General features: G+C 58.9%; 17 protein-coding genes. 7 read left to right on the top strand and 10 right to left on the bottom strand.

Features of this window, described 5'->3' with window-relative positions:
• Nucleotides 1–426: 426 nt before the first annotated feature.
• The 3 genes from P3S72_RS16435 to P3S72_RS16445 are packed head-to-tail and all read right to left on the bottom strand — an operon-like array spanning nt 427 to nt 3391.
• Nucleotides 427–1200, bottom strand: a complete 774-nt coding sequence (locus P3S72_RS16435) for a cyclic nucleotide-binding domain-containing protein (RefSeq protein ID WP_276193126.1) — start codon at nt 1198–1200, stop codon at nt 427–429.
• 28 nt (nt 1201–1228) lie between these two features.
• On the bottom strand, nt 1229–1807 hold the full coding sequence (locus tag P3S72_RS16440) for a GNAT family N-acetyltransferase (RefSeq protein WP_247398834.1): 579 nt from the start codon (nt 1805–1807) through the stop codon (nt 1229–1231).
• A gap of 51 nt (nt 1808–1858) precedes the next feature.
• Nucleotides 1859–3391, bottom strand: coding sequence for an NAD(P)H-hydrate dehydratase (locus P3S72_RS16445; RefSeq protein WP_276193127.1), 1533 nt, complete (start codon nt 3389–3391; stop codon nt 1859–1861).
• Between the two features lie 635 nt (nt 3392–4026).
• Between P3S72_RS16445 and P3S72_RS16450 the strand changes: the two genes are divergently transcribed.
• Nucleotides 4027–6444, top strand: a complete 2418-nt coding sequence (locus tag P3S72_RS16450) for a response regulator (RefSeq protein WP_276193128.1) — start codon at nt 4027–4029, stop codon at nt 6442–6444.
• A 59-nt stretch (nt 6445–6503) separates the two neighbouring features.
• On the opposite strand, the gene P3S72_RS16455 is transcribed toward P3S72_RS16450, so the two are convergent.
• From P3S72_RS16455 to P3S72_RS16465, 3 genes are all read right to left on the bottom strand, one after another.
• Nucleotides 6504–7418, bottom strand: coding sequence for an SGNH/GDSL hydrolase family protein (locus P3S72_RS16455; protein WP_276193129.1), 915 nt, complete (start codon nt 7416–7418; stop codon nt 6504–6506).
• Between the two features lie 165 nt (nt 7419–7583).
• Entirely contained in the window at nt 7584–8438 is an 855-nt protein-coding gene (locus tag P3S72_RS16460) for an MBL fold metallo-hydrolase (protein WP_276193130.1), read from the bottom strand.
• Complete coding sequence (locus tag P3S72_RS16465; RefSeq protein ID WP_276193131.1) at nt 8435–8944, bottom strand: sugar ABC transporter; 510 nt, start codon at nt 8942–8944, stop codon at nt 8435–8437. The genes P3S72_RS16460 and P3S72_RS16465 overlap by 4 nt, the downstream gene beginning before the upstream one ends.
• A 123-nt stretch (nt 8945–9067) precedes the next feature.
• On the opposite strand from P3S72_RS16465, the gene P3S72_RS16470 reads away from it, so the two are divergent.
• Nucleotides 9068–9955 carry a LysR substrate-binding domain-containing protein gene (locus tag P3S72_RS16470; RefSeq protein WP_276193132.1) on the top strand — a complete coding sequence of 296 codons (888 nt, stop codon included), beginning with the start codon at nt 9068–9070 and terminating at the stop codon, nt 9953–9955.
• Between the two features lie 635 nt (nt 9956–10590).
• On the opposite strand, the gene P3S72_RS16475 is transcribed toward P3S72_RS16470, so the two are convergent.
• The 3 genes from P3S72_RS16475 to pqqA all read right to left on the bottom strand — a co-directional run bounded on the left by P3S72_RS16475 (nt 10591) and on the right by pqqA (nt 11925).
• Nucleotides 10591–11172, bottom strand: a complete 582-nt coding sequence (locus P3S72_RS16475; RefSeq protein WP_276193133.1) for a putative natural product biosynthesis protein — start codon at nt 11170–11172, stop codon at nt 10591–10593.
• A 208-nt stretch (nt 11173–11380) separates the two neighbouring features.
• Nucleotides 11381–11770: a DUF2946 domain-containing protein gene (locus P3S72_RS16480; protein ID WP_276193134.1), complete on the bottom strand. Its 390-nt coding sequence runs from the start codon at nt 11768–11770 to the stop codon at nt 11381–11383.
• 83 nt (nt 11771–11853) lie between these two features.
• On the bottom strand, nt 11854–11925 hold the full coding sequence (pqqA, locus tag P3S72_RS16485) for a pyrroloquinoline quinone precursor peptide PqqA (protein WP_108524256.1): 72 nt from the start codon (nt 11923–11925) through the stop codon (nt 11854–11856).
• Between the two features lie 265 nt (nt 11926–12190).
• Here pqqA and P3S72_RS16490 point away from each other — a divergent pair, with 265 nt between their 5' ends.
• Nucleotides 12191–13447: an OprD family porin gene (locus P3S72_RS16490; protein WP_276193135.1), complete on the top strand. Its 1257-nt coding sequence runs from the start codon at nt 12191–12193 to the stop codon at nt 13445–13447.
• 111 nt (nt 13448–13558) lie between these two features.
• On the opposite strand, the gene hpaA is transcribed toward P3S72_RS16490, so the two are convergent.
• Nucleotides 13559–14449, bottom strand: a complete 891-nt coding sequence (hpaA, locus tag P3S72_RS16495; protein ID WP_276193136.1) for a 4-hydroxyphenylacetate catabolism regulatory protein HpaA — start codon at nt 14447–14449, stop codon at nt 13559–13561.
• A gap of 189 nt (nt 14450–14638) precedes the next feature.
• On the opposite strand from hpaA, the gene P3S72_RS16500 reads away from it, so the two are divergent.
• The 4 genes from P3S72_RS16500 (at nt 14639) to hpaD (ending at nt 18474) form a co-directional block, all read left to right on the top strand.
• Nucleotides 14639–15304, top strand: coding sequence for a fumarylacetoacetate hydrolase family protein (locus P3S72_RS16500; protein WP_276193137.1), 666 nt, complete (start codon nt 14639–14641; stop codon nt 15302–15304).
• A complete protein-coding gene (locus P3S72_RS16505; RefSeq protein ID WP_276193138.1) occupies nt 15301–16071 on the top strand; it encodes a fumarylacetoacetate hydrolase family protein in 771 nt (256 codons plus the stop codon). Before P3S72_RS16500 ends, P3S72_RS16505 begins: the two co-directional genes overlap by 4 nt.
• A 5-nt stretch (nt 16072–16076) precedes the next feature.
• Entirely contained in the window at nt 16077–17537 is a 1461-nt protein-coding gene (gene hpaE, locus P3S72_RS16510; protein ID WP_276193139.1) for a 5-carboxymethyl-2-hydroxymuconate semialdehyde dehydrogenase, read from the top strand.
• Between the two features lie 79 nt (nt 17538–17616).
• The gene (hpaD, locus tag P3S72_RS16515; RefSeq protein WP_276193140.1) at nt 17617–18474 is read left to right on the top strand and encodes a 3,4-dihydroxyphenylacetate 2,3-dioxygenase; all 858 of its coding nucleotides are present in this window, start codon (nt 17617–17619) and stop codon (nt 18472–18474) included.
• Nucleotides 18475–18506: the final 32 nt, after the last annotated feature.

Here is an 18506-nt window from a genome sequence, read left to right on the forward strand (position 1 = left end):
GGTTAGCCAGGCCTGTTCAGGGGCGTTGGGCGAGCCACAGTAACCATCAACGACACAGCGACTGGCCGATTGAGTGGAGGAATGACACCCACTCGAGCTGAGGGCACAGACGATGCCGAACGTCGCCCGGGCGTGCGGCGGCCGCGCAACGCCTAAATATCCACCCGGCTCCACAATGGCAGAGCCCCAAGTTAGCGGCCTGACAGGCTACAGAGTAGTTCGGAAACTACCTACAAGCGATCTTGAGTAGCACTACAACGCCGTTGTCAGAGGGCCATCCCACGCCGGGAGAGGGTGGAAAAGGCTCGCGATCGCGCTGCGCAGGTGTCATGCGGGCACAGGAGGTTCGGAAACTACTTAGTGGCTCTTTGCAGTGATGCTCGGGCATTTAATTGATCGGTGGCCCCTTGAGCGCGCCTTTGGCGCTTATGACTCAGGTGTTTGACCACGCTGGCAAAGCGCTTTCAGCAGAGGCAAATCCATGATTTCGACGCTACGCCCTTCGACCGCCATCAAGCTCATTTCGCGCAGACGCGCAATGGCTCGGCAAATCGTTTCGGACCTTACGCCAATGGACAAGGCAATATCCTCACGTGACATACGCAACAGAAAGCGGTGCGCGGAGTACCCCCGCTGCGCAAAGCGCTTGGACAGCCCCAACATGAAGATTGCCAAACGCTCTTCTGCGTTGTAGTGCCACAGCGTGTATAGCCTGCTCTGGCCCTGGGTAATTTCTCGGCTAAGCATTCTGCTCAAGCTCAAGCGTAACGAGGGCACCTCGCGGGCAAGCTGTTCCAAGCGCTGATAAGAGATCATATAAACTTCGCTGTCTTCCAGGGCGACTGCCGAGCACACGTGCGGTTCGCCGGTAATTGCTTCCAGCCCTATCGGTTCTGCGGACATGGGGAATCCGGTGACCAGGCTGAACCCTTGTTCGCCGACTAGAACAGTTTTGAAACTGCCGGACCGCACAAAATATAGATACCGCGCATTGACCCCTGCGTGATAAAGCTCAGCGCCCTTTGCAATGCGCACGGTGTGAGTGATTAATTCATCGAAGCGTTCACACACCTGCTCAGAACACTCCGACGATAAAAACACCTCGCGAATGGCGCAGTGATCAGCGGTTTTTACCGATGGTTGGGGCAGTAATGGAAACGACATCACAGGCCTGGTTTGATGGGTAGTGATCAGCATCATGCACACTCCGGCTTCGTTCACTGAGGCGTTACCCAAAGGCGGGAGTCAGGTCGAGTTCGTAAATAATTTCGTCATCGCCAGTCGCCGGGTATCGGCCATGAAACCCAAGGCTTCGAGCCAGGCGATGCATTCCAAAGTTATTGCTCTGATGAACCGACATCATTTTTTTGAAACCATTTTGCCGGGCCGTAACGATTAGGTGCTGCATCAACAGCGTGCCCACGCCCTGACGCTGCCAACGGTCGGCTACAACCACTGCGCAATCACACTGCTGGGCATCCGCTGCGACGGCATAGCGACTGATGCCAACTTCACACAACAGGCCATTCTCATGAATCATCGCGATGTAAGCGGTACGGTTGCGGTAGTCCACGTCCATCATTTGATCCAGGAGCGGCACCTGCGCCGCCCCTATTACCCCGAAAAAACGCGTTCGAAACGACTCGGCGGACAACTGTCCCATGAACTGGAACTCAAGTTGCCGGTCTTGTGGATGCAACGGGCGAATCAGCACATGGGTGCCGTTGTTCAACGCCTCTATCCAATGCTCGTGGGGTGGTTCATCGCCGAGCGCCGCGAGAATTTTTTCTACTGCATCGTCCGTCATCTGACCAGGCCCTGTATCAATAAGTGAAAGACTCGGGCCGAAGGTTCACGGCTACCGATTTCGCAAAACACTGTCGCGTACCTGACAAGCCTCCACAGAGCTGTACAACCGACGGAAAACGATCGGCAGTAAATCCGGTAAATCCTCTGCCAATAATCCGGGATCACATTCGGCCGCCGCCGCGCCGTGCAGCCAGACACCCGCCGCCGCTGCCGTAAATGCCGACATTCCCTGGGCCAACAACCCCAGAATGATGCCACCCAGAACGGCGCCGGAACCCGCAGTGGCCAAGGATGCAGGCGCATTGTTGTTGATGATTGCCCGCCCATCAGGCGCCGCGATCACGGTGTCACTGCCCTTGAGCACAACCACCGCCGAGCAGCGCAGGGCTGCTGCTCGGGTACGGCTTAGCTTGTCGCCGGCGGGGTCAAATATCCGGCGGAATTCACCGTCATCGGGCGTCAGCACGCACGGGCCCTGTATCGCACGATCGAGGGCCGCAGGGTCATCCTGAAAGACCGTAATGGCATCGGCATCAATCACCGTGGGCCGCGCCGTTGCAAGCATCGCCAAGACGTGGCCAAACGTGTCTTTGTTGACCCCGGCACCAGGGCCGACCAACCAAGCGGAAAAACGACTGCCGTTGAGTAAATGACCAAAGTCTTCCGGCGTCACCCAGGGATGCACCATGATGCTGTTGAGCGTCGCGGCATAGACAGGTAGCGCTATTTCAGGCACGGCAATGCTTGTCAGGCCCGCTCCGGCTCTTGCTGCACCTCGGGCCGCCATGCGAGCGGCCCCGGTCATCGGGTAGCCACCAAATACCAACGCATGCCCGCGAGTGTGTTTATTGGAATCGGCATGAACGCGCGGCAGGTCGGCCAGCCACAACGCGGGATGATTCTCAAAGGCCAACGGTGCGAGGGCATCGAGCACCGACGTGGGCGTGCCAATATCGGCAACAATGACTTCGCCGCACAAGTCCCGCCCCGGCAGCAACAGGTGGCCTGGCTTCTTGCGGAAAAACGTCACGGTCAGCACCGCCTTTACGGCTCCAAGCGCTTCCCCGGTGTCGCCCATCACACCGCTGGGCGTATCGATTGCGACAATCGGTACGCAGCCGCGTCCGGCGGCGGCCAGGGTGTCCAGCGCCTGCCCTTCCAGTGGGCGGCTAAGACCCGCGCCGAATAGTGCGTCCACCACCAATTCGGCCCCTTCAAGTACCGACGGGCTCAATGCCTCGACCTCCCCGACCCACCGCTGTGCATGCTGCCTGGCCTCGGCCTGGAGACTGAACCGGCTACCCAGCATTGCCACCCGCACTGGCCAGCCAGCTTCAGCCAGCAAGTGCGCGACGACAAACCCGTCACCGCCGTTATTGCCAGGCCCGCACAAAACCAACAGCGGCCTGGGAGTCCAGCGGCACCCGATTTCGCGCGCCACAGCCGCTCCGGCATTGCCCATCAACTCGAAAGACGACACGCCGGCAGCAACCGAAAGCCGGTCAGCCTCCGTCATCTGCCGCACGGTTAACACGGCGGTCTGGCGACTGCTCGGTTCAGACTCTGCATTCAACCGGTTCATGTTTTTCACCCTCTTAAACAGCACCCCAATCAATGATCGCCCGCGATGGAACGCCACTGCATTCAGGGCGCTAAAAACGCGGGTTGATCGCCGACAGCGGGCGCCATTCAATAGCGGCCTTGACCTTGCCTTGGGCTACGAAGTCCGCTGCAGAGCCATGCAACTTAGGCGCCTAGTTACGAGTTCATTCGCGACACTGACGCCTCCCCGCGCTACTGGCTACTCATTGGCACGTCCGGCCTTTTTGAAATGAGTCCTCTCATGGTGGCGCTCCTTTTAATCTGAAGAGTCGGGGCTGACTAGGCGCAACTGCGTAGATCACGGTATTCGTTTGCGGGATATCGCAGCAGGCTCGGAAACTACTCAGGTTCCGGTGGTTAGGCAGGCCGACGCAGTTAACAGCGAACCGCTGATCGCAGATATTGGCGCTGACGGCAACGGAATCAACGGTCTCTCCCCAGCAAAGTCGAGATAGCGTTTAACCGGCCATCTGTTGACGCAATTTAAACGCCCTTAAACACCTTTAAACGCCTTAAACGGCCTAGCCGCACGAATGCGAGATTGCGTAGCACTCAAAGGGGTGTAGTCTCAAAACAGAGGTGTTCCTTCGGAACGCAGTGATACGGAAAATCACAATGCCAGTTCGCCGTCCACTCGATGCGGGAACGGCCACGCCCGAGGTGCTTACACGACCACCTTTAGCTGACGCTGCAACACGGGGCCAGAAAAAGGCATCTACACCTCAAATGACCACGGAGCCCCTTGACCGCCTACGCTCACTTAACAGTGAAAACGAACAGCTGCGGCGTTCACTGGAACAGCAACGGGCTGCCTCACAGGTTGCTTTAGGCGTACTCCACAGCACCCACATTGCAGCCATTCTGCTCGACGCAGATCTGAATATCCGCTTGTTCACGCCCGCCAGTCAGCCGCTGTTCAATATCCTTAGCCAAGACATCGGGCGACCACTGGCAGACCTTCGCCCCATGGCCACTGATCTCAATCTGCTGGATGACGCCAGAACCGTCATGCGCGACAGGGTTGTTTTGGAGCGAGACGTTGAGTCACGTGATGGCATGAGTTTTGTCCGCCGTATTTCGCCCTACAACCTGCAACACAATTGTGTTGAGGGCGTGGTCATCACCTTTACGGAGGTGGGCGAAAAAAAACAGCTGACGCAGGCACTCGAAAGGGCCACGCAACAAGCCAAACAGGCGACGGCCACTCGGTTACGCTTTCTCGCATCGACGAGCCATGATCTGCGCCAGCCTTTGCAGACGCTTAAGTTGTTGCAGGGTCTGTTGCTGGGAATGCTTAAAGATGAGAAACCTCGAAAACTGACCGCGAGAATGGGCGAAACGGTGGGGGCAATCTCCGGAATGCTTAACGCGCTTCTGGATATCAACCACATTGAAACAGACGCTAATGGAGCAAACCCCTCCGACTTTCGCATCAGCGATTTGCTCGATCGGCTCGCCGATGAGTTCAGCTACAAAGCCGGCGCTAAAGGTCTGAAACTCAAGGTAGTACCCTGTCAACTCATCGTAGAAAGTGACCCGCGCCTGCTTGAGCAGATGCTGCGTATCTTGCTGTCCAATGCACTGCAACACACCCATGAAGGCCGCATACTTTTGGGCTGCCGCCGGCACGGCGGGTGGCTCAGCATTGAAGTCTGGAATTGCGGCACCGTGACGCAGACGTCCAAGCCGGTGCCCTCCCCGGATCGCTATGTACCTGTCGACCACGCAGCCCAGGCAGATGCGCCAGGTTTACTTATGGTTAAGCAACTGTGCTCGGTGCTGGGACATCGACTGCGCGCGCAATCGATTCAAGCGAAAGGGTCGGTATTTTCCATTGATGTCACTTTTTCTCGTCCCGTCATCTCGTTACCAAATGCTCAGCTAGAAACTGATCTAAAAGAGAACGCCCTGGCGCACGACGGTGAAATGATCCTGATTGTCGACGATGATGTCGAGGTCCTCGAACTACTGGGCATGCTACTCAAGTCCGAAGGTTATCAAGTGGAGATGGCTGTTGACGGGCTGAGCGCTCTGGAAAGCGTCACCCAAGGCGGCGTGCAACCTGATCTGATACTCGCTGACTTTAATTTGCCGGGCTCGTTGAATGGCTTACAAGTCATCACTCAACTGCGCAAAACACTGCATCGCAGCATGCCTGCGATCATTCTCACGGGTGATATTTCTCATCAAACCGCGCGTGACGTAGCCTTTGAGCACTGTACTCAGCTCAACAAGCCAGCGAAACTTAAAGAGATTATTTTCGTCATTACGTCTCTGCTTGAACAACAGCGTTTGGTGATTGCCCAAGATGAATGCCGCGAGGAAGCCGAAACCGCCGACACCGAAACATCCATCATATTCGTCGTTGATCGTGACGATTTTTTTCGCACTACCATCCGCAGTTTGCTCGAATCCAAAGACTATCAAGTTCAGGACTATGCTTCGTGCGAGGCGTTCCTGGAGGCATACTCTCCCGGCCTACGCGCGTGCTTGCTGGTAGATGCGAACCTGCCTGGAATGCAAAGCCTTGAACTCATCCACCGGCTGAGAAGCAATGGCGATGAACTGCCAACCGTCATGATCAGCGACAGCCACGACGTTTCACTTGCCGTGAATGCGATGAAGGCCGGTGCATCGGACTTCATCGAAAAGCCGTTTAGTCGCAACGAGGTTCTGCAAATAGTTGCGCGCGCTCTGGAGCACTCGCAGGACGCAAACAAAAAAATGGCGTGGACTCAGAACGCAACCCATTGCATCGACAGTCTTACTTTGCGACAGCGTCAAATCATGGACATGGTACTTGCAGGGAAGCCGAGTAAAAACATTGCTGCAGAACTCGGAATCAGTCAGCGCACGGTTGAAAATCATCGCGCTTCAATTATGACGCGCACTCACTCCAAATCGATTCCTGCACTGGCGCGCGTCGCACTTGCGGCCCACTCCAGGGCCGGCACTAATTCGGTCTTCGAGGTGAAGGCGGCACCTAACGTTTTTAACCGTCCGGGCGACACATCTTCCGGACACCAACGCTAAGGGCGATTAGCTGCGTGATTTACCCTGCGCGCGCGTCGGCTAAGGCCGGTTAGAGAACATCAGCGGTTGGCCTTTAACGTTTCAAGCATCGCCTCGGCGGCCAGCGTGTGAACTTTACGGGTCGGGTGCCATTCATCCCAGTAGTAGTGGGCATCTGGATGTTCACACACCGGCTTGACGTCCGGATAGGTGGCTTGGCACGGGCTATCCAGATCCTTCAGGCCCGCAACATCGGGGGCTGTACGAAGCCTGTTGCTGAAGGCCAGGTGGTCAAAGTAACTAATACTGACGTGATGGGCTTTAGCCAGTGTTGTTAACACGGCGGGCAGCTTTTGTTCGAGTATCTGCTGGTATTCTGTTGCGTTCTTGACCTGATTGCCCTGCACCACGGCCGGCACATGACTCAAATCCGTAGTCCCCACGACCATCACGTGCTTCGCGCCGGCTGCAATCAGCGTCTGGGTAGCCTTTTGTATATTCGCCACGCTGTTCTGGCTTAGCACGTCAATCGATTCTGGGTGCGAAAAGTCGGCCCATTCAAAAAAATCGTTTGCTGAGATGAAAATAAAATAGAGCGCATTCGGATCCGCTTTGTGCGTTTTCGCGGCGTTCAGATGATCGGCGATTTGGCCAAAAACCCCGGTGTCGCGAGATGGCTCCATCCAGGCGTAGTAGTTGCCGTTGCCGCTTTTAGCGCCGCCAATCGCGTAGTCGGTCAGGTCGGTTTTCAACGCGCGAGCCAGCTCCTCTACGGCGGTGGGGCCATTGCTCCAGCGTCCCTTCCAGTACAACGAGCCCGGTAGTTCCTGTGCGTCTTTGACCTTCTGCGTGGCCAATAGTCTAGTGAAGGTTTGACCCGCACCATTGTCAGAGTAACTGTCACCGAACGCATAGAGATGATCGTAACTGGGCGCGCCAAATGCAGTTGAAACAGTCAGCGTCAATAAAGCGGCCAAGCAAGCGCGTCGAGTCATTGATATTCTCCCGGGGCATCACCTTAGACTACCGGTCTGCGACGTTTTGCCTTGCAACAGTTGCGACCTATGTTTAGCCGGGTGCGCAAGAACTGTTCTGTTCGCGACAAGGGGTTGAAGCGCCCCGGATTCTCTAGGCACCTTGCCGCTCAGCCGATACTTGACTCACGTTTCGTAAGCAATGGCGTAGGTGTTCCCGGAGCGCTTGATATGAGCAAAGCCGAGCGCTCCCAAGTGCATGCCAGCGACCATCAAGTTGTCTGAACTGGCAACGTCCAGCAGCCTCGTTCGCGTGGCCGCCGATAGCAGCGGGTCCTGGTCGAAGGCAATCGTGACATCAGGGCGCGCAATCTGAATCTGAGGAAAATGAACAATATCGCCCCATATCAGCAGACTGCCTGCCACGGACTCAAATCGGTAGCCGCAATGCCCGACGGTATGCCCAGGCAACGGCATCGCACTGATGCCCGGCAGGACGTCATTGGCGGTGAACGGGCGCAGATTTTTTCGGTACTGATCGAACACCCTTCGTGCAAACAGAAAGTTTCGACGCGCGCGTTCACTGGCCTGGCCAAGGTGGCCATCGTCCTCCCAGAACGCTAGCTCTCGCTGATGCACAACCAACTCAGCATTGGCGAAGGCCATTTGTCCCGCTGCGTTCAACAAGCCACCGATGTGGTCGGGGTGCGCGTGAGTCAGCAGAACCGTATCTATGTCACCGGGTTGCACGCCGGCCAATGCAAGATTGGCCAGCAACTCGCCGCCCCATTGATTGAATCCGCCGGCGCCAGCGTCGATCAGAACCGTTCGGCCACGCCCACGTATCAGATAGCAATTGATATGGATTGACGCTGGCTCGCTGATTCCGGCGGCTAACTGAAGTCGGACCGCCTCCGTTGGCGCGATGTTGGCGAGAAAATCCAGGCTCGCCCCCAAGTAGCCGTCGCTGATGGCGGTGATTGAAAACTCGCCGACTTGCTGGCTGGGGAGTCTCCAGCGAGGGATGTCCACGTTACTCATGACTGTAACTGCACGGTCATGGCGCGATACACATTCAGCCCCTGCAGATCGCAGGCCCTGGCCTGAACGCAATCCAGTTTGGCCAACCAGCGGTGTGCAGGGGTCTTGTCCAACGCAACGGCGTGCAGCGCTACAGGCGTAAGGCCTAACTCAATCAACACGTGAGGGCCTTGTTCACTGATCAACAGGAACTCGTCCGCGCCCACGGCAACTGCCCGGTCCTGCCCGGCATAGAGGTTGCGTCTCCAATCAGTGATGTGCGACTGCCAGCCGGAAAAAGTGCCACCGCCTTTTTCGCGGTACTCGTCGCTCTGCAATACGGTAAGCGTGTCGACTGAATGCAAGGCCAAGTAGGCCGGGCAAGTGCCGCTCAAGGCTTCGAAACGCTGTGAAGCGCTGAAACCGCTCACCGAGATCAGCGCCGGCAGTTTTTCCAGGCTGTAAAACCCATTCCACTCGGCTTCGCTGGCAGGGTCAGCGTAGTTGCATTCGACTGTGTAAATCATAAAGTCACTTCATGGATTGATGTTCCATCATGCTAGTGGCACGGTAGAGCCCCATAAAACGATCTTTCGGCACCCTTCAGTGACTAAACATCAAGGTGGCTGCCTTGGCTACAGGAAAAGACCATGCGTCGAAAGCTACCGAGTAATGCAGCCCTGATTGCCTTTGAAACGGCAGCCCGCCATGGCAGCTTCGCCCGTGCCGCCAATGAATTGGCCTTGACCGAGGGCGCAATCAGTCGGCAGATAGGCCGCCTGGAAGCCTTTCTGGGCGTCACCCTATTCGAGCGCGTGGGCAACCGCGTGCGGCTCTTGCCTAACGGTGAGCGCTACGCGGCGCAAGTGCGCGAACTACTCGACCGCCTCGACAGGGACAGCCAGTATTTGATGGGCCAGCCCAGAAACGGCGCCAGCCTGGATATCGCCGTCAGCCCAACCTTTGCTTTGCGCTGGCTAATCCCTCGGTTGCCTGGCTTTAGCCAGCAACACGCGAATATCTGCGTACATCTCTCGGAACGCATGGAACCGTTCGTGCTTGCCGGTAGCGGCTTTGATGCCGCCATCCATTTTGAGCACCCGGCCTGGACAGGCATGCACACGCACCGCCTGTTGAAGGAAGTGCTCATTCCGGTTTGTCACCCTGCCCTCCTGAATCAGGGCAAACCGGCAACGGCGCTGGATTCACTGCCACGATTACACCGACGACAGCACCCGGATGCGTGGCAGCGCTATGCCCAAGAAACCGGGATTGTGCTGAGCAACCCAGCGATGGGCGCACGCTACGATTTGCATGCGATGTTGATTGAGGCCGCACTGGCTGGTCTCGGTGTGGCACTCGTACCGCGCCTGTACGTGGAGGCAGAGCTGGCGCAAGGTCGACTGGTTGCGCCATGGCCGCAGGAGAAGAATGTGGCCAAGACCTTTTGCCTCGTGTTACCTGAACCCCTAGAGCTGAGCCGCGCGCCCATCCAGGCATTTGCGCATTGGCTGTTGGAGGAGGCGCAGGTCAAGTAGGGGCATGTGGAGGTGCCAGTGCAGAGCCCGTAACCGCCGGTTGAGGCTCGAACACACATTAAAGGAGCGCCAGGAACCTTGCGATTCCTGGCGCTCAGTAACGCGACCAAAACCCTGCCAAGGGAAAATGCCGTGTCGACGCAGAATCTAGCATGCCAGTGCGCGCCACCTGACCTGCGACAAACCACCACAGGCCGCGCCTCATTGCACAATGAAGAACCACGCCTTGGCGCTCTCCCCTCCTGACTGTGGCGGGCTGTCGCACTGGGGCTCCTCGTTCAACGGCAACGAGCGCAGCACCGAACCCGATGAACCGGGCTCATGAACGCCAAACCGGCACGCGGGCGAGTGATGAGCGGGTTTATCAGGCAAAAAAAAGCCCTCTGGGAAGAGGGCCTGGCAACCGGCACATGAACGGGTTCAAATGCCGCGCCTCGAGCTACCGTGGAAGTGTCTGCCTCCGCTCAAAGCCTGCACACTTTATGAGCACAGTCTCAGGGCGACAACTGCGACAATCGGGCACATCGCACGCGCTAATCGACCCGATCCGCGGTGCTGGCGGCGCGCGCGATCAATGCTGATCAGGTGTGGTGCTTTGTCGCAGCTCACTGGCGTCGCCCTGGGTCAACACCGCGTCAAGGAATCGGCAGCCAGCGGCGAAATCCCACGCCGCCCTTGCTGGTCAACGGGCACCAGGCAAAGTCCCAGGGCAGGGGCGGAAACTCCTCCAGATCAGCTTCAAGCCCGGGCACCGGACGAGGCGCCTGCTTCCAATCGAACACCCTTTCCGGCGCGCCCTGCCAGGCCAACACCAGCCCCCGAGCCTGGCTGTCATCGCTATTGATCCAGCGTGCCGCCGCAGCGCACATAAACGACTCGATGTGCTCTTCGTTGATCCGCGCCTGATACTTGGAGCCCAGGAGCCAGCGGCATACGCTCAGGTAATAGGTCCAGTTCAACGGCGGATGATTGCGATAGGCCCAGGTCATGAAGCCGCGAAATATATTCAGGCCATCGGGCGGATCGAGCTTGAGCAAGCCGGGGCACACATCGAACAAGGTGTGCCAGTAAGGCAGCAGTCGGGCATCCAGGTGTACGAAACTGCGCGCATTACCTGGGTAATCCGGAAACGGCAGTAGGAAGTCCGCTTGATTACGCAGACGCGAGGCTTTGCTGACCAATCGCGAAGCCCCCGATGGAACGGCTAGCGCGCACATGGCGACCTCCGGCCGATTGGCGCAGTTGCGGACTTTGCGTGTCTTCTTGCGTAAACGGCCGCAACCAATCCTGGCAGTAGCCGGCGATTGAGGCGTACCAATACATGAGCCATTGTGTGCTCCTTCCCGTGTCACCTTTAACCGTGGAGCCCCCACAACGCCTAGCTGACCGGGGTCGACAGGCACAAGGGGGCTTAGACAAACGCGGTCATGCGCAAAGTGCGGGGGACGCTCTGGGGTTGGCCGAGGGCCAGGAATAACGCGGGGGCGCCTTGCAGCGCTGTTCGCGGCCAGGCCGGCGTACCTGCCCGATCCGCAGCAACCAGCCCAGACAGAACAGTAACGCGATGCTCAAGGTCACGGACGAGCAGATCGGACAGGCAAAACTCCCGGCCCAGCCACTGGCGGACAGATCGGCGGGATCCGCTTTCGAGGCCGGCGCAGGGCTGCTCTGGGACGAGCAGAACTGCCCGCCTACGCCATTAAGCGCCAGGCCCATCGTCTGTCCGTGCGCCAAACCGCAGGCGAACACATTGAACAGGACGCAGAAATACAACGTCCAGGCAATGAGCGAGCGGTCTGAGCGGGTCAGTTTCATGGCGGCGACTTTACCACCGAACAGCCGGTCGATTGAAGCGCAACCCGGGACGGCAGTACATCGCCCCCATGCCTTCCAGGGCGTTATCGATTGGCGAAGTACATCGTCACTTCAAAACCAATGCGTACATCGGTGTAGCTCGGTTTGGTCCACATGGGCACGTCCTCTTGGGGTCTATTGGGGTTTAACGTTGCGCTGCGCCATTACAGGCGAACGTCACCCGCCCCGCTTGACTGAGTGTGACAACGCTGCTTGTCATTTCGTGCCAATCAGGCCCGCTGAAAAATCATTAACTTCGAAACAAATTGGCAAAAACCCGCGAAACGCTCTATCCGGATTAACGATAACATGTTAACAATATCCCAAGCCCTGACCTAGCAGAGGGCCATACCAACAAAAACAACAAAAGGAACGCCCCTCATGCATTCGTGCCTCTTTCGCACGGCGGCAAGCGCTGGCCTGTGCGCCGCGTTTACCCCTCTGGTTGCCCACGCCGATTTTTTCCAGGACAGCAAAGCCACTCTGGACCTGCGCAATTTCTACATGAACCGCGACTTTCGACAGAGCAATGCGCCGCAGAACAAGGCGGACGAATGGGCGCAGGGTTTTGTATTGCGCATGGAGTCGGGCTACACCGACGGCGTGGTCGGATTCGGCGTGGATGCCTTGGGAGAACTGGGCTTGAAACTCGACTCCAGCCGAGACCGGCGCGGCACCGGGCTGCTGCCGTCCGGCGCAGACGGCGAACCGGCTGATAGCTACAGCGAGCTGGGCCTGACCGCCAAACTGCGGGTGTCAAAAACCGTGCTCAAACTGGGCACCTTGCAGCCGCTGTTACCCGTGGTGGCCTACAACGACACCCGGCTGCTGCCGTCGACCTATAACGGCGGACTGGTCACCTCGCAGGACATCGATGGGCTGACCCTGAACGTCGGTCGCCTGGAAAAACACAACCTGCGCGACTCCTCCAACAACGAGTCAATGAGTTACGGCGGCGTCACCAGCAGCCACCTGGACCTGGCCGGGGGCACCTACGCGATCAATCCGCACCTGGCGGCGACGTATTACTACGCGCAAATGCAGGACATCTACCGTCAGAACTTCATCGGCCTGGTGCATGACCTGCCCCTGGCCGAAGACGTGAACCTGCGCAGCGACCTGCGCTATTTCGACACCCGCGAGCAAGGCAGCGCGCGGCTGCGCAGCCCTTCGAGGGTTGACGGCGGGCGGATCGACAACCGCTTTTTCAACGGCATGTTCAGCCTGTCGGTGGGCGCGCACAAATTCGGCCTGGGCTATCAAAACCTCTCCGGCGACGGCGACTTTGCCTTCCCGGGCCAAGACCCGTATTCAGTCAATCTGGTGACCATCAATATCTTCACCAAGGCCAACACCGACGCCTGGCAGGCGCGCTACGACTATAACTTCGCAGCCCTCGGCGTACCCGGGCTGACGTTCATGACCCGCTACGTGGACGGCAGCCACGCGCAAACCGCCACCGTGCGTAATGGCCGCGAATGGGAGCGCGATACCGATCTGGTCTACACCGTTCAAAGCGGCCCGCTGAAGAACGTCAACGTGCGCCTGCGCAACGCCAGCCTGCGCTCAAGTAACGGCCTGACCAGCGACATCGACGAAAGCCGGATCATCGTCGGCTACAGCCTGGCCTTGTGGTGACCGCGGCCGTGTGAAATGTGCAATCACTTCCTCGTAAAAGCCATTTTTCGGGGAAGTGACTGCAACCATCATGAGCGCACCGACGCCCATCGAGAACAGACTATGGCGGCTTCACCGCAACCCCGATTGCCGCTGGCGGTATTCCCCCGGCGTCATCTGCGCGTAACGCTGAAAGAACCGGCTGAAATAGGCCGGGTCCTTGAAACCCAGCTGGTAGCAGATTTCGTTGGCCGAACTGCCGGTGAACAACAACAGCCGCTTGGCCTCCTGCATGACCCGCTCGAGAATCAGCCGCTTCGACGGCAGATCGGCAATCCGTCGGCAGACGTCATTGAGTCGCGCCTCGGTGACGCCTACACCGTCGGCATAGCGCGACAGCGGCCAGTGCTGCAGGTAATGGTCCTCGATCAACGCGTTGAAGCGATGGAAGATCCGCAGGTCTTCATGGCGCGCCGGCCGGGCTTGCAGGGAGTTGGAGCAGAGCCGCAGCAAGCTGATCATGATCAAGCGGGTCAGGCTGTCCAGCGCCGCACTGCGCCCAGCGCCGGCAGCGTTGATTTCGTCGCTCAGCGCTTCGAACAGAAACTCCAGCCGCCTGACTTCGCGTGGAAACTGCGCCAGTGCGACACAGGCCGCCGGCAACTGCGAACCGGGCACCAAGGTCGGGTCGGCATCGATCAACCCCCAGACAAGCTGTTGACGCACCGTCAGCACATGCCCATCGGCGTCCGCCTCCGTGACAAAGGCGTGGGGCACCGTCGGCGGCGTCAGAAAGAACATCGGCCCCGACTCCAGATACTGCTGGTCATCCAGGTAAACACGCACCGCGCCGCTCTTCACGTAATGCACCTGGAAGAACCGATCGTGCCGATGGACCGGCATATTGCGACCGAAAAACTCCGCCAGGTTGCCGAGTTTGTCGTAGTGCACTTCGGCATCACTGTAGCGCTGGTCGTAGACCTGACCGATGTTGATATTGGGGATCGGTTTACGATCGATCATCGCGGATTTCTCTTTTTTATTGGGCTATCAACCAACCTGCAGAGGCCATCCTGCACCGGATTTCAGCGGCTCGCCAGGCGCGAAAGAGTTTGCCACGCTTGACGATAGTTAACATCTTAATTATAACGTTAACAGGTTAACGAATATGCCTCGGAGCAGTCTCTGCCCCGCCACTGCCAGGAGAAAAGCATGAGCCGTGCTCTGCATGATGGTGCGAACGGCACCCTGTTCGGCGTTGCGCTGAACTATCAGGGGTTGCTGAACCAACGTATCGCCGAATTCGAGCAAGCGCCTTACCAGAAGCCGCCGCTCAAACCGGTGCTGTTCATCAAGACCCCCAACACCCGCAATGGCCATGACGGCAGCGTCGTGCAGCCCACCGGCGAACGCCTTCAGCCCGGCCCGGCGCTGGGCGTGGTGATCGGTAAAAGCGCCAGCCGCGTCAGCGTCGAGAACGCGATGGCGCATGTGGCCGGCTACACCATCATCAACGAGTTCAGCCTGCCGGAAGACAGCTACTACCGCCCGGCGGTGAAAGCCAAATGTCGCGACGGGTTCTGCGCGCTGGGCCCGGAACTGGTGGGGCGCGACCAGATCGACAACCCCAACCAATTGAGCCTCAAGCTGTTCGTCAACGGTGAGCTTCGCCAACAAAACTCGACCGCCAATTGGGTGCGCGATATTCCTCAACTGATCGCCGAAATCAGCGAGTTCATGACCCTGCACGAAGGCGATGTGCTGATCACCGGCACGCCCGAAGGCCGTGTGGATGTGCAACCCGGCGATACCGTTGAAGTCGAGATCAGCGGCCTGGGCCGTCTGGTCAACCACATCAAGGCAGAGGAACTGTCATGAAACACGCCCGTATTCGCTTTGAAGGCGCCGTGCATCAGGTTCTGGTCGAAGCCCAAAACGCCGTGCGCCTGGGCGACGGTCGCCTGCTCGCCGAAGACCAGGTCGAGTGGCTGCCACCGGCCACCGGCAGCATGTTCGCCCTCGGCCTGAACTACGCCGACCATGCCGCCGAACTGGCCTTCACGCCGCCGACCGAGCCGCTGGCCTTCATCAAGTCGCGCGGCACCTACACCGGCCACAACCAAGTGACCTGGCGCCCGGACAATGTCGCCTACATGCACTACGAGTGCGAACTGGTCGCGGTGATCGGCAAGCCGGCGCGCAACGTCAAGCGCGCAGACGCCCTGGACTACCTGGCCGGCTACACGGTGTGCAACGACTACGCGATCCGCGACTACCTGGAAAACTACTACCGCCCCAACCTGCGGGTGAAGAACCGCGACGCGACCACGCCGGTAGGCCCGTGGATCGTCGATGTCGCCGACGTGCCGGACCCGAGCAACCTGAAACTGCGCACCTGGATCAACGGTGAACTGCGCCAGGAAGGCAGCACAAAAGACATGATTTTCGACATCCCGTACCTGATCGAATACCTGTCCAGCTTCATGACCCTGCAACCCGGCGACATGATCGCCACCGGCACGCCGGAAGGCCTGGCCGACGTGGTGCCGGGCGATGAAGTCATCGTGGAAGTCGAAGGCGTGGGGCGCCTGGTCAATCGAATTGTCAGCGAGGCGCAATTCTTCAGCGCCGGTAAAGAGGCTTGAGCAGCATGATCAAACACTGGATCAACGGCCGTGAGGTCGAAAGCAAAGACACCTTCATCAACTACAACCCGGCCACCGGCGAAGCCATCGGTGAAGTTGCCAGCGGCGGCGCCGAAGAAGTCGCGCAAGCGGTTGCAGCGGCCAAGGAAGCCTTTCCAAAGTGGGCAGGCACACCGGCCAAGGAACGTGCCCGCCTGATGCGCAAGCTCGGTGAGCTGATCGAACACAACGTGCCGCACCTGGCCGAACTGGAAACCCTCGACACCGGCCTGCCGATCCACCAGACCAAGAACGTGTTGATTCCACGGGCCTCGCACAACTTCGATTTCTTCGCCGAAGTCTGCACTCGCATGGACGGCCACACCTACCCGGTGGACGACCAGATGCTCAACTACACCCTGTACCAGCCGGTGGGTGTCTGTGCGTTGGTATCGCCGTGGAACGTGCCGTTCATGACGGCCACCTGGAAGACCGCGCCATGCCTGGCACTGGGCAACACCGCCGTGCTGAAAATGTCCGAGCTGTCGCCGCTGACCGCCAATGAACTCGGGCGCCTGGCCGTCGAGGCCGGCATTCCCAAAGGCGTGCTGAACGTGATCCAGGGCTACGGCGCCACCGCCGGTGATGCGCTGGTGCGCCACCCGGACGTGCGCGCGATTTCGTTCACCGGCGGCACCGCCACCGGCAAGAAAATCATGCAGACCGCCGGGCTGAAAAAATACTCCATGGAACTGGGCGGCAAGTCGCCGGTGCTGATCTTCGAGGATGCCGACCTGGAACGCGCCCTCGACGCCGCACTGTTCACCATCTTTTCGCTCAACGGTGAACGCTGCACCGCCGGCAGCCGGGTGTTCATTCAGGAAAGTGTCTACCCGCAGTTCGTCGCCGAGTTTGCCGCCCGCGCCAAACGCCTGATCGTCGGCGACCCGCAAGACCTGAAAACCCAGGTCGGCTCGATGATCACCCAGGCGCACTACGACAAGGTCACCGGCTACATCAAGATTGGTATAGAAGAAGGCGCCACCCTGCTCGCCGGCGGCCTGGAACGTCCGGCCAACCTGCCGGCGCACTTGAGTCGCGGGCAGTTTATCCAGCCCACGGTGTTTGCCGATGTGAACAACACGATGCGCATCGCCCAGGAAGAAATCTTCGGCCCGGTGGTGTGCCTGATCCCGTTCAAGGATGAAGCCGAAGCGCTGCAACTGGCCAACGAGACCGAGTACGGCCTGGCGTCCTATATCTGGACCCAGGACATCGGCAAGGCGCATCGCTTGGCCTACGGCATCGAAGCCGGCATGGTGTTCATCAACAGCCAGAACGTGCGCGACTTGCGTCAGCCGTTCGGTGGGGTGAAAGGCTCTGGTACCGGACGCGAAGGCGGCCAGTACAGCTTTGAAGTGTTCGCCGAAATCAAGAACGTGTGTATCTCCATGGGCAGTCATCACATTCCGCGCTGGGGCGTGTGAGTCAGACCGCTGGCGAGAGCCCTTGCGCCCTCGCCACACAATGCTTCCAAGACAAAAACAATTATTCAGGAGAATCATCATGGGCGAAGTCGTCCTGGCCGCAAAGATCTGCCACGTACCCTCGATGTACCTGTCGGAACTGCCCGGCAAGCACCATGGTTGTCGCGAAGCCGCCATTGCCGGGCACAAGGAAATCGGGCGCCGCGCCCGCGAACTGGGCGCCGACACAGTGGTGGTTTTCGACGTGCATTGGCTGGTCAACAGCGGCTATCACGTCAACTGCGGTGAGCATTTCAAGGGCACCTACACCAGCAATGAGTTGCCGCACTTCATCAAGAACATGGAGTACGACTACCCCGGTTGCCCGGAACTGGGGGAACTGATCGCGGCTGAAGCCAACCTGGCCGATGTGCGCACGATGGCTCACAACATCCCGAGCCTGGAGCTGGAATACGGCACCCTCGTGCCGATGCGCTACATGCACATGGGCGTGCCGGACGAGCAAAAATTCGACGTGATCTCGATTGCCGCCTGGTGCGCCTGGCACCGCCTCGAAGACAGCTTCACGTTTGGCGCCGCCGTGCGCCGCGCGATCGAGAAGAGCGACCGCAAAGTCCTGGTGCTGGCCTCGGGCTCCCTCTCCCACCGTTTCTCCGACGACCGCGAAGCCGAAGCCAACATCCACAACTGGACCCGTGAATTCGACAAGCAGATGGACATGCATGTGGTGGACATGTGGAAGCAAGGCCGCTTCAAGGAGTTCTGCGCAATGCTGCCGGACTACGCCGAGCACTGCTTCGGCGAAGGCAAGATGCACGACACCGCGATGCTTCTCGGCCTGCTGGGCGGCCCGGACTACAACAAACCGGCCGAGATCATCACCCCACCGTTCGGCAGCTCCGGCACCGGCCAGATCAACGCCATTTTCCCCCTCTGACCCAGGGCGAAGAACCCACGTGGGGGCCGACA

Origin of the sequence: Pseudomonas sp. D3 (assembly GCF_029320995.1) — a bacterium.
In the GTDB taxonomy this organism is placed as follows: Bacteria; Pseudomonadota; Gammaproteobacteria; order Pseudomonadales; family Pseudomonadaceae; genus Aquipseudomonas; species Aquipseudomonas paraveronii.

What these genes read in the sequence shown, in the direction of transcription:
- P3S72_RS16460 (WP_276193130.1), bottom strand. Translation starts at nt 8,438, where the DNA reads ATGAGTAACGTGGACATCCCTCGCTGGAGACTCCCCAGCCAGCAAGTC.
- P3S72_RS16445 (WP_276193127.1), bottom strand. Translation starts at nt 3,391, where the DNA reads ATGAACCGGTTGAATGCAGAGTCTGAACCGAGCAGTCGCCAGACCGCC.
- P3S72_RS16475 (WP_276193133.1), bottom strand. Translation starts at nt 11,172, where the DNA reads ATGTGCGCGCTAGCCGTTCCATCGGGGGCTTCGCGATTGGTCAGCAAA.
- P3S72_RS16505 (WP_276193138.1), top strand. Translation starts at nt 15,301, where the DNA reads ATGAAACACGCCCGTATTCGCTTTGAAGGCGCCGTGCATCAGGTTCTG.
- hpaA (WP_276193136.1), bottom strand. Translation starts at nt 14,449, where the DNA reads ATGATCGATCGTAAACCGATCCCCAATATCAACATCGGTCAGGTCTAC.
- P3S72_RS16465 (WP_276193131.1), bottom strand. Translation starts at nt 8,944, where the DNA reads ATGATTTACACAGTCGAATGCAACTACGCTGACCCTGCCAGCGAAGCC.
- P3S72_RS16435 (WP_276193126.1), bottom strand. Translation starts at nt 1,200, where the DNA reads ATGATGCTGATCACTACCCATCAAACCAGGCCTGTGATGTCGTTTCCA.
- P3S72_RS16490 (WP_276193135.1), top strand. Translation starts at nt 12,191, where the DNA reads ATGCATTCGTGCCTCTTTCGCACGGCGGCAAGCGCTGGCCTGTGCGCC.
- P3S72_RS16455 (WP_276193129.1), bottom strand. Translation starts at nt 7,418, where the DNA reads ATGACTCGACGCGCTTGCTTGGCCGCTTTATTGACGCTGACTGTTTCA.
- P3S72_RS16480 (WP_276193134.1), bottom strand. Translation starts at nt 11,770, where the DNA reads ATGAAACTGACCCGCTCAGACCGCTCGCTCATTGCCTGGACGTTGTAT.
- P3S72_RS16500 (WP_276193137.1), top strand. Translation starts at nt 14,639, where the DNA reads ATGAGCCGTGCTCTGCATGATGGTGCGAACGGCACCCTGTTCGGCGTT.
- hpaD (WP_276193140.1), top strand. Translation starts at nt 17,617, where the DNA reads ATGGGCGAAGTCGTCCTGGCCGCAAAGATCTGCCACGTACCCTCGATG.
- P3S72_RS16450 (WP_276193128.1), top strand. Translation starts at nt 4,027, where the DNA reads ATGCCAGTTCGCCGTCCACTCGATGCGGGAACGGCCACGCCCGAGGTG.
- P3S72_RS16470 (WP_276193132.1), top strand. Translation starts at nt 9,068, where the DNA reads ATGCGTCGAAAGCTACCGAGTAATGCAGCCCTGATTGCCTTTGAAACG.
- hpaE (WP_276193139.1), top strand. Translation starts at nt 16,077, where the DNA reads ATGATCAAACACTGGATCAACGGCCGTGAGGTCGAAAGCAAAGACACC.
- P3S72_RS16440 (WP_247398834.1), bottom strand. Translation starts at nt 1,807, where the DNA reads ATGACGGACGATGCAGTAGAAAAAATTCTCGCGGCGCTCGGCGATGAA.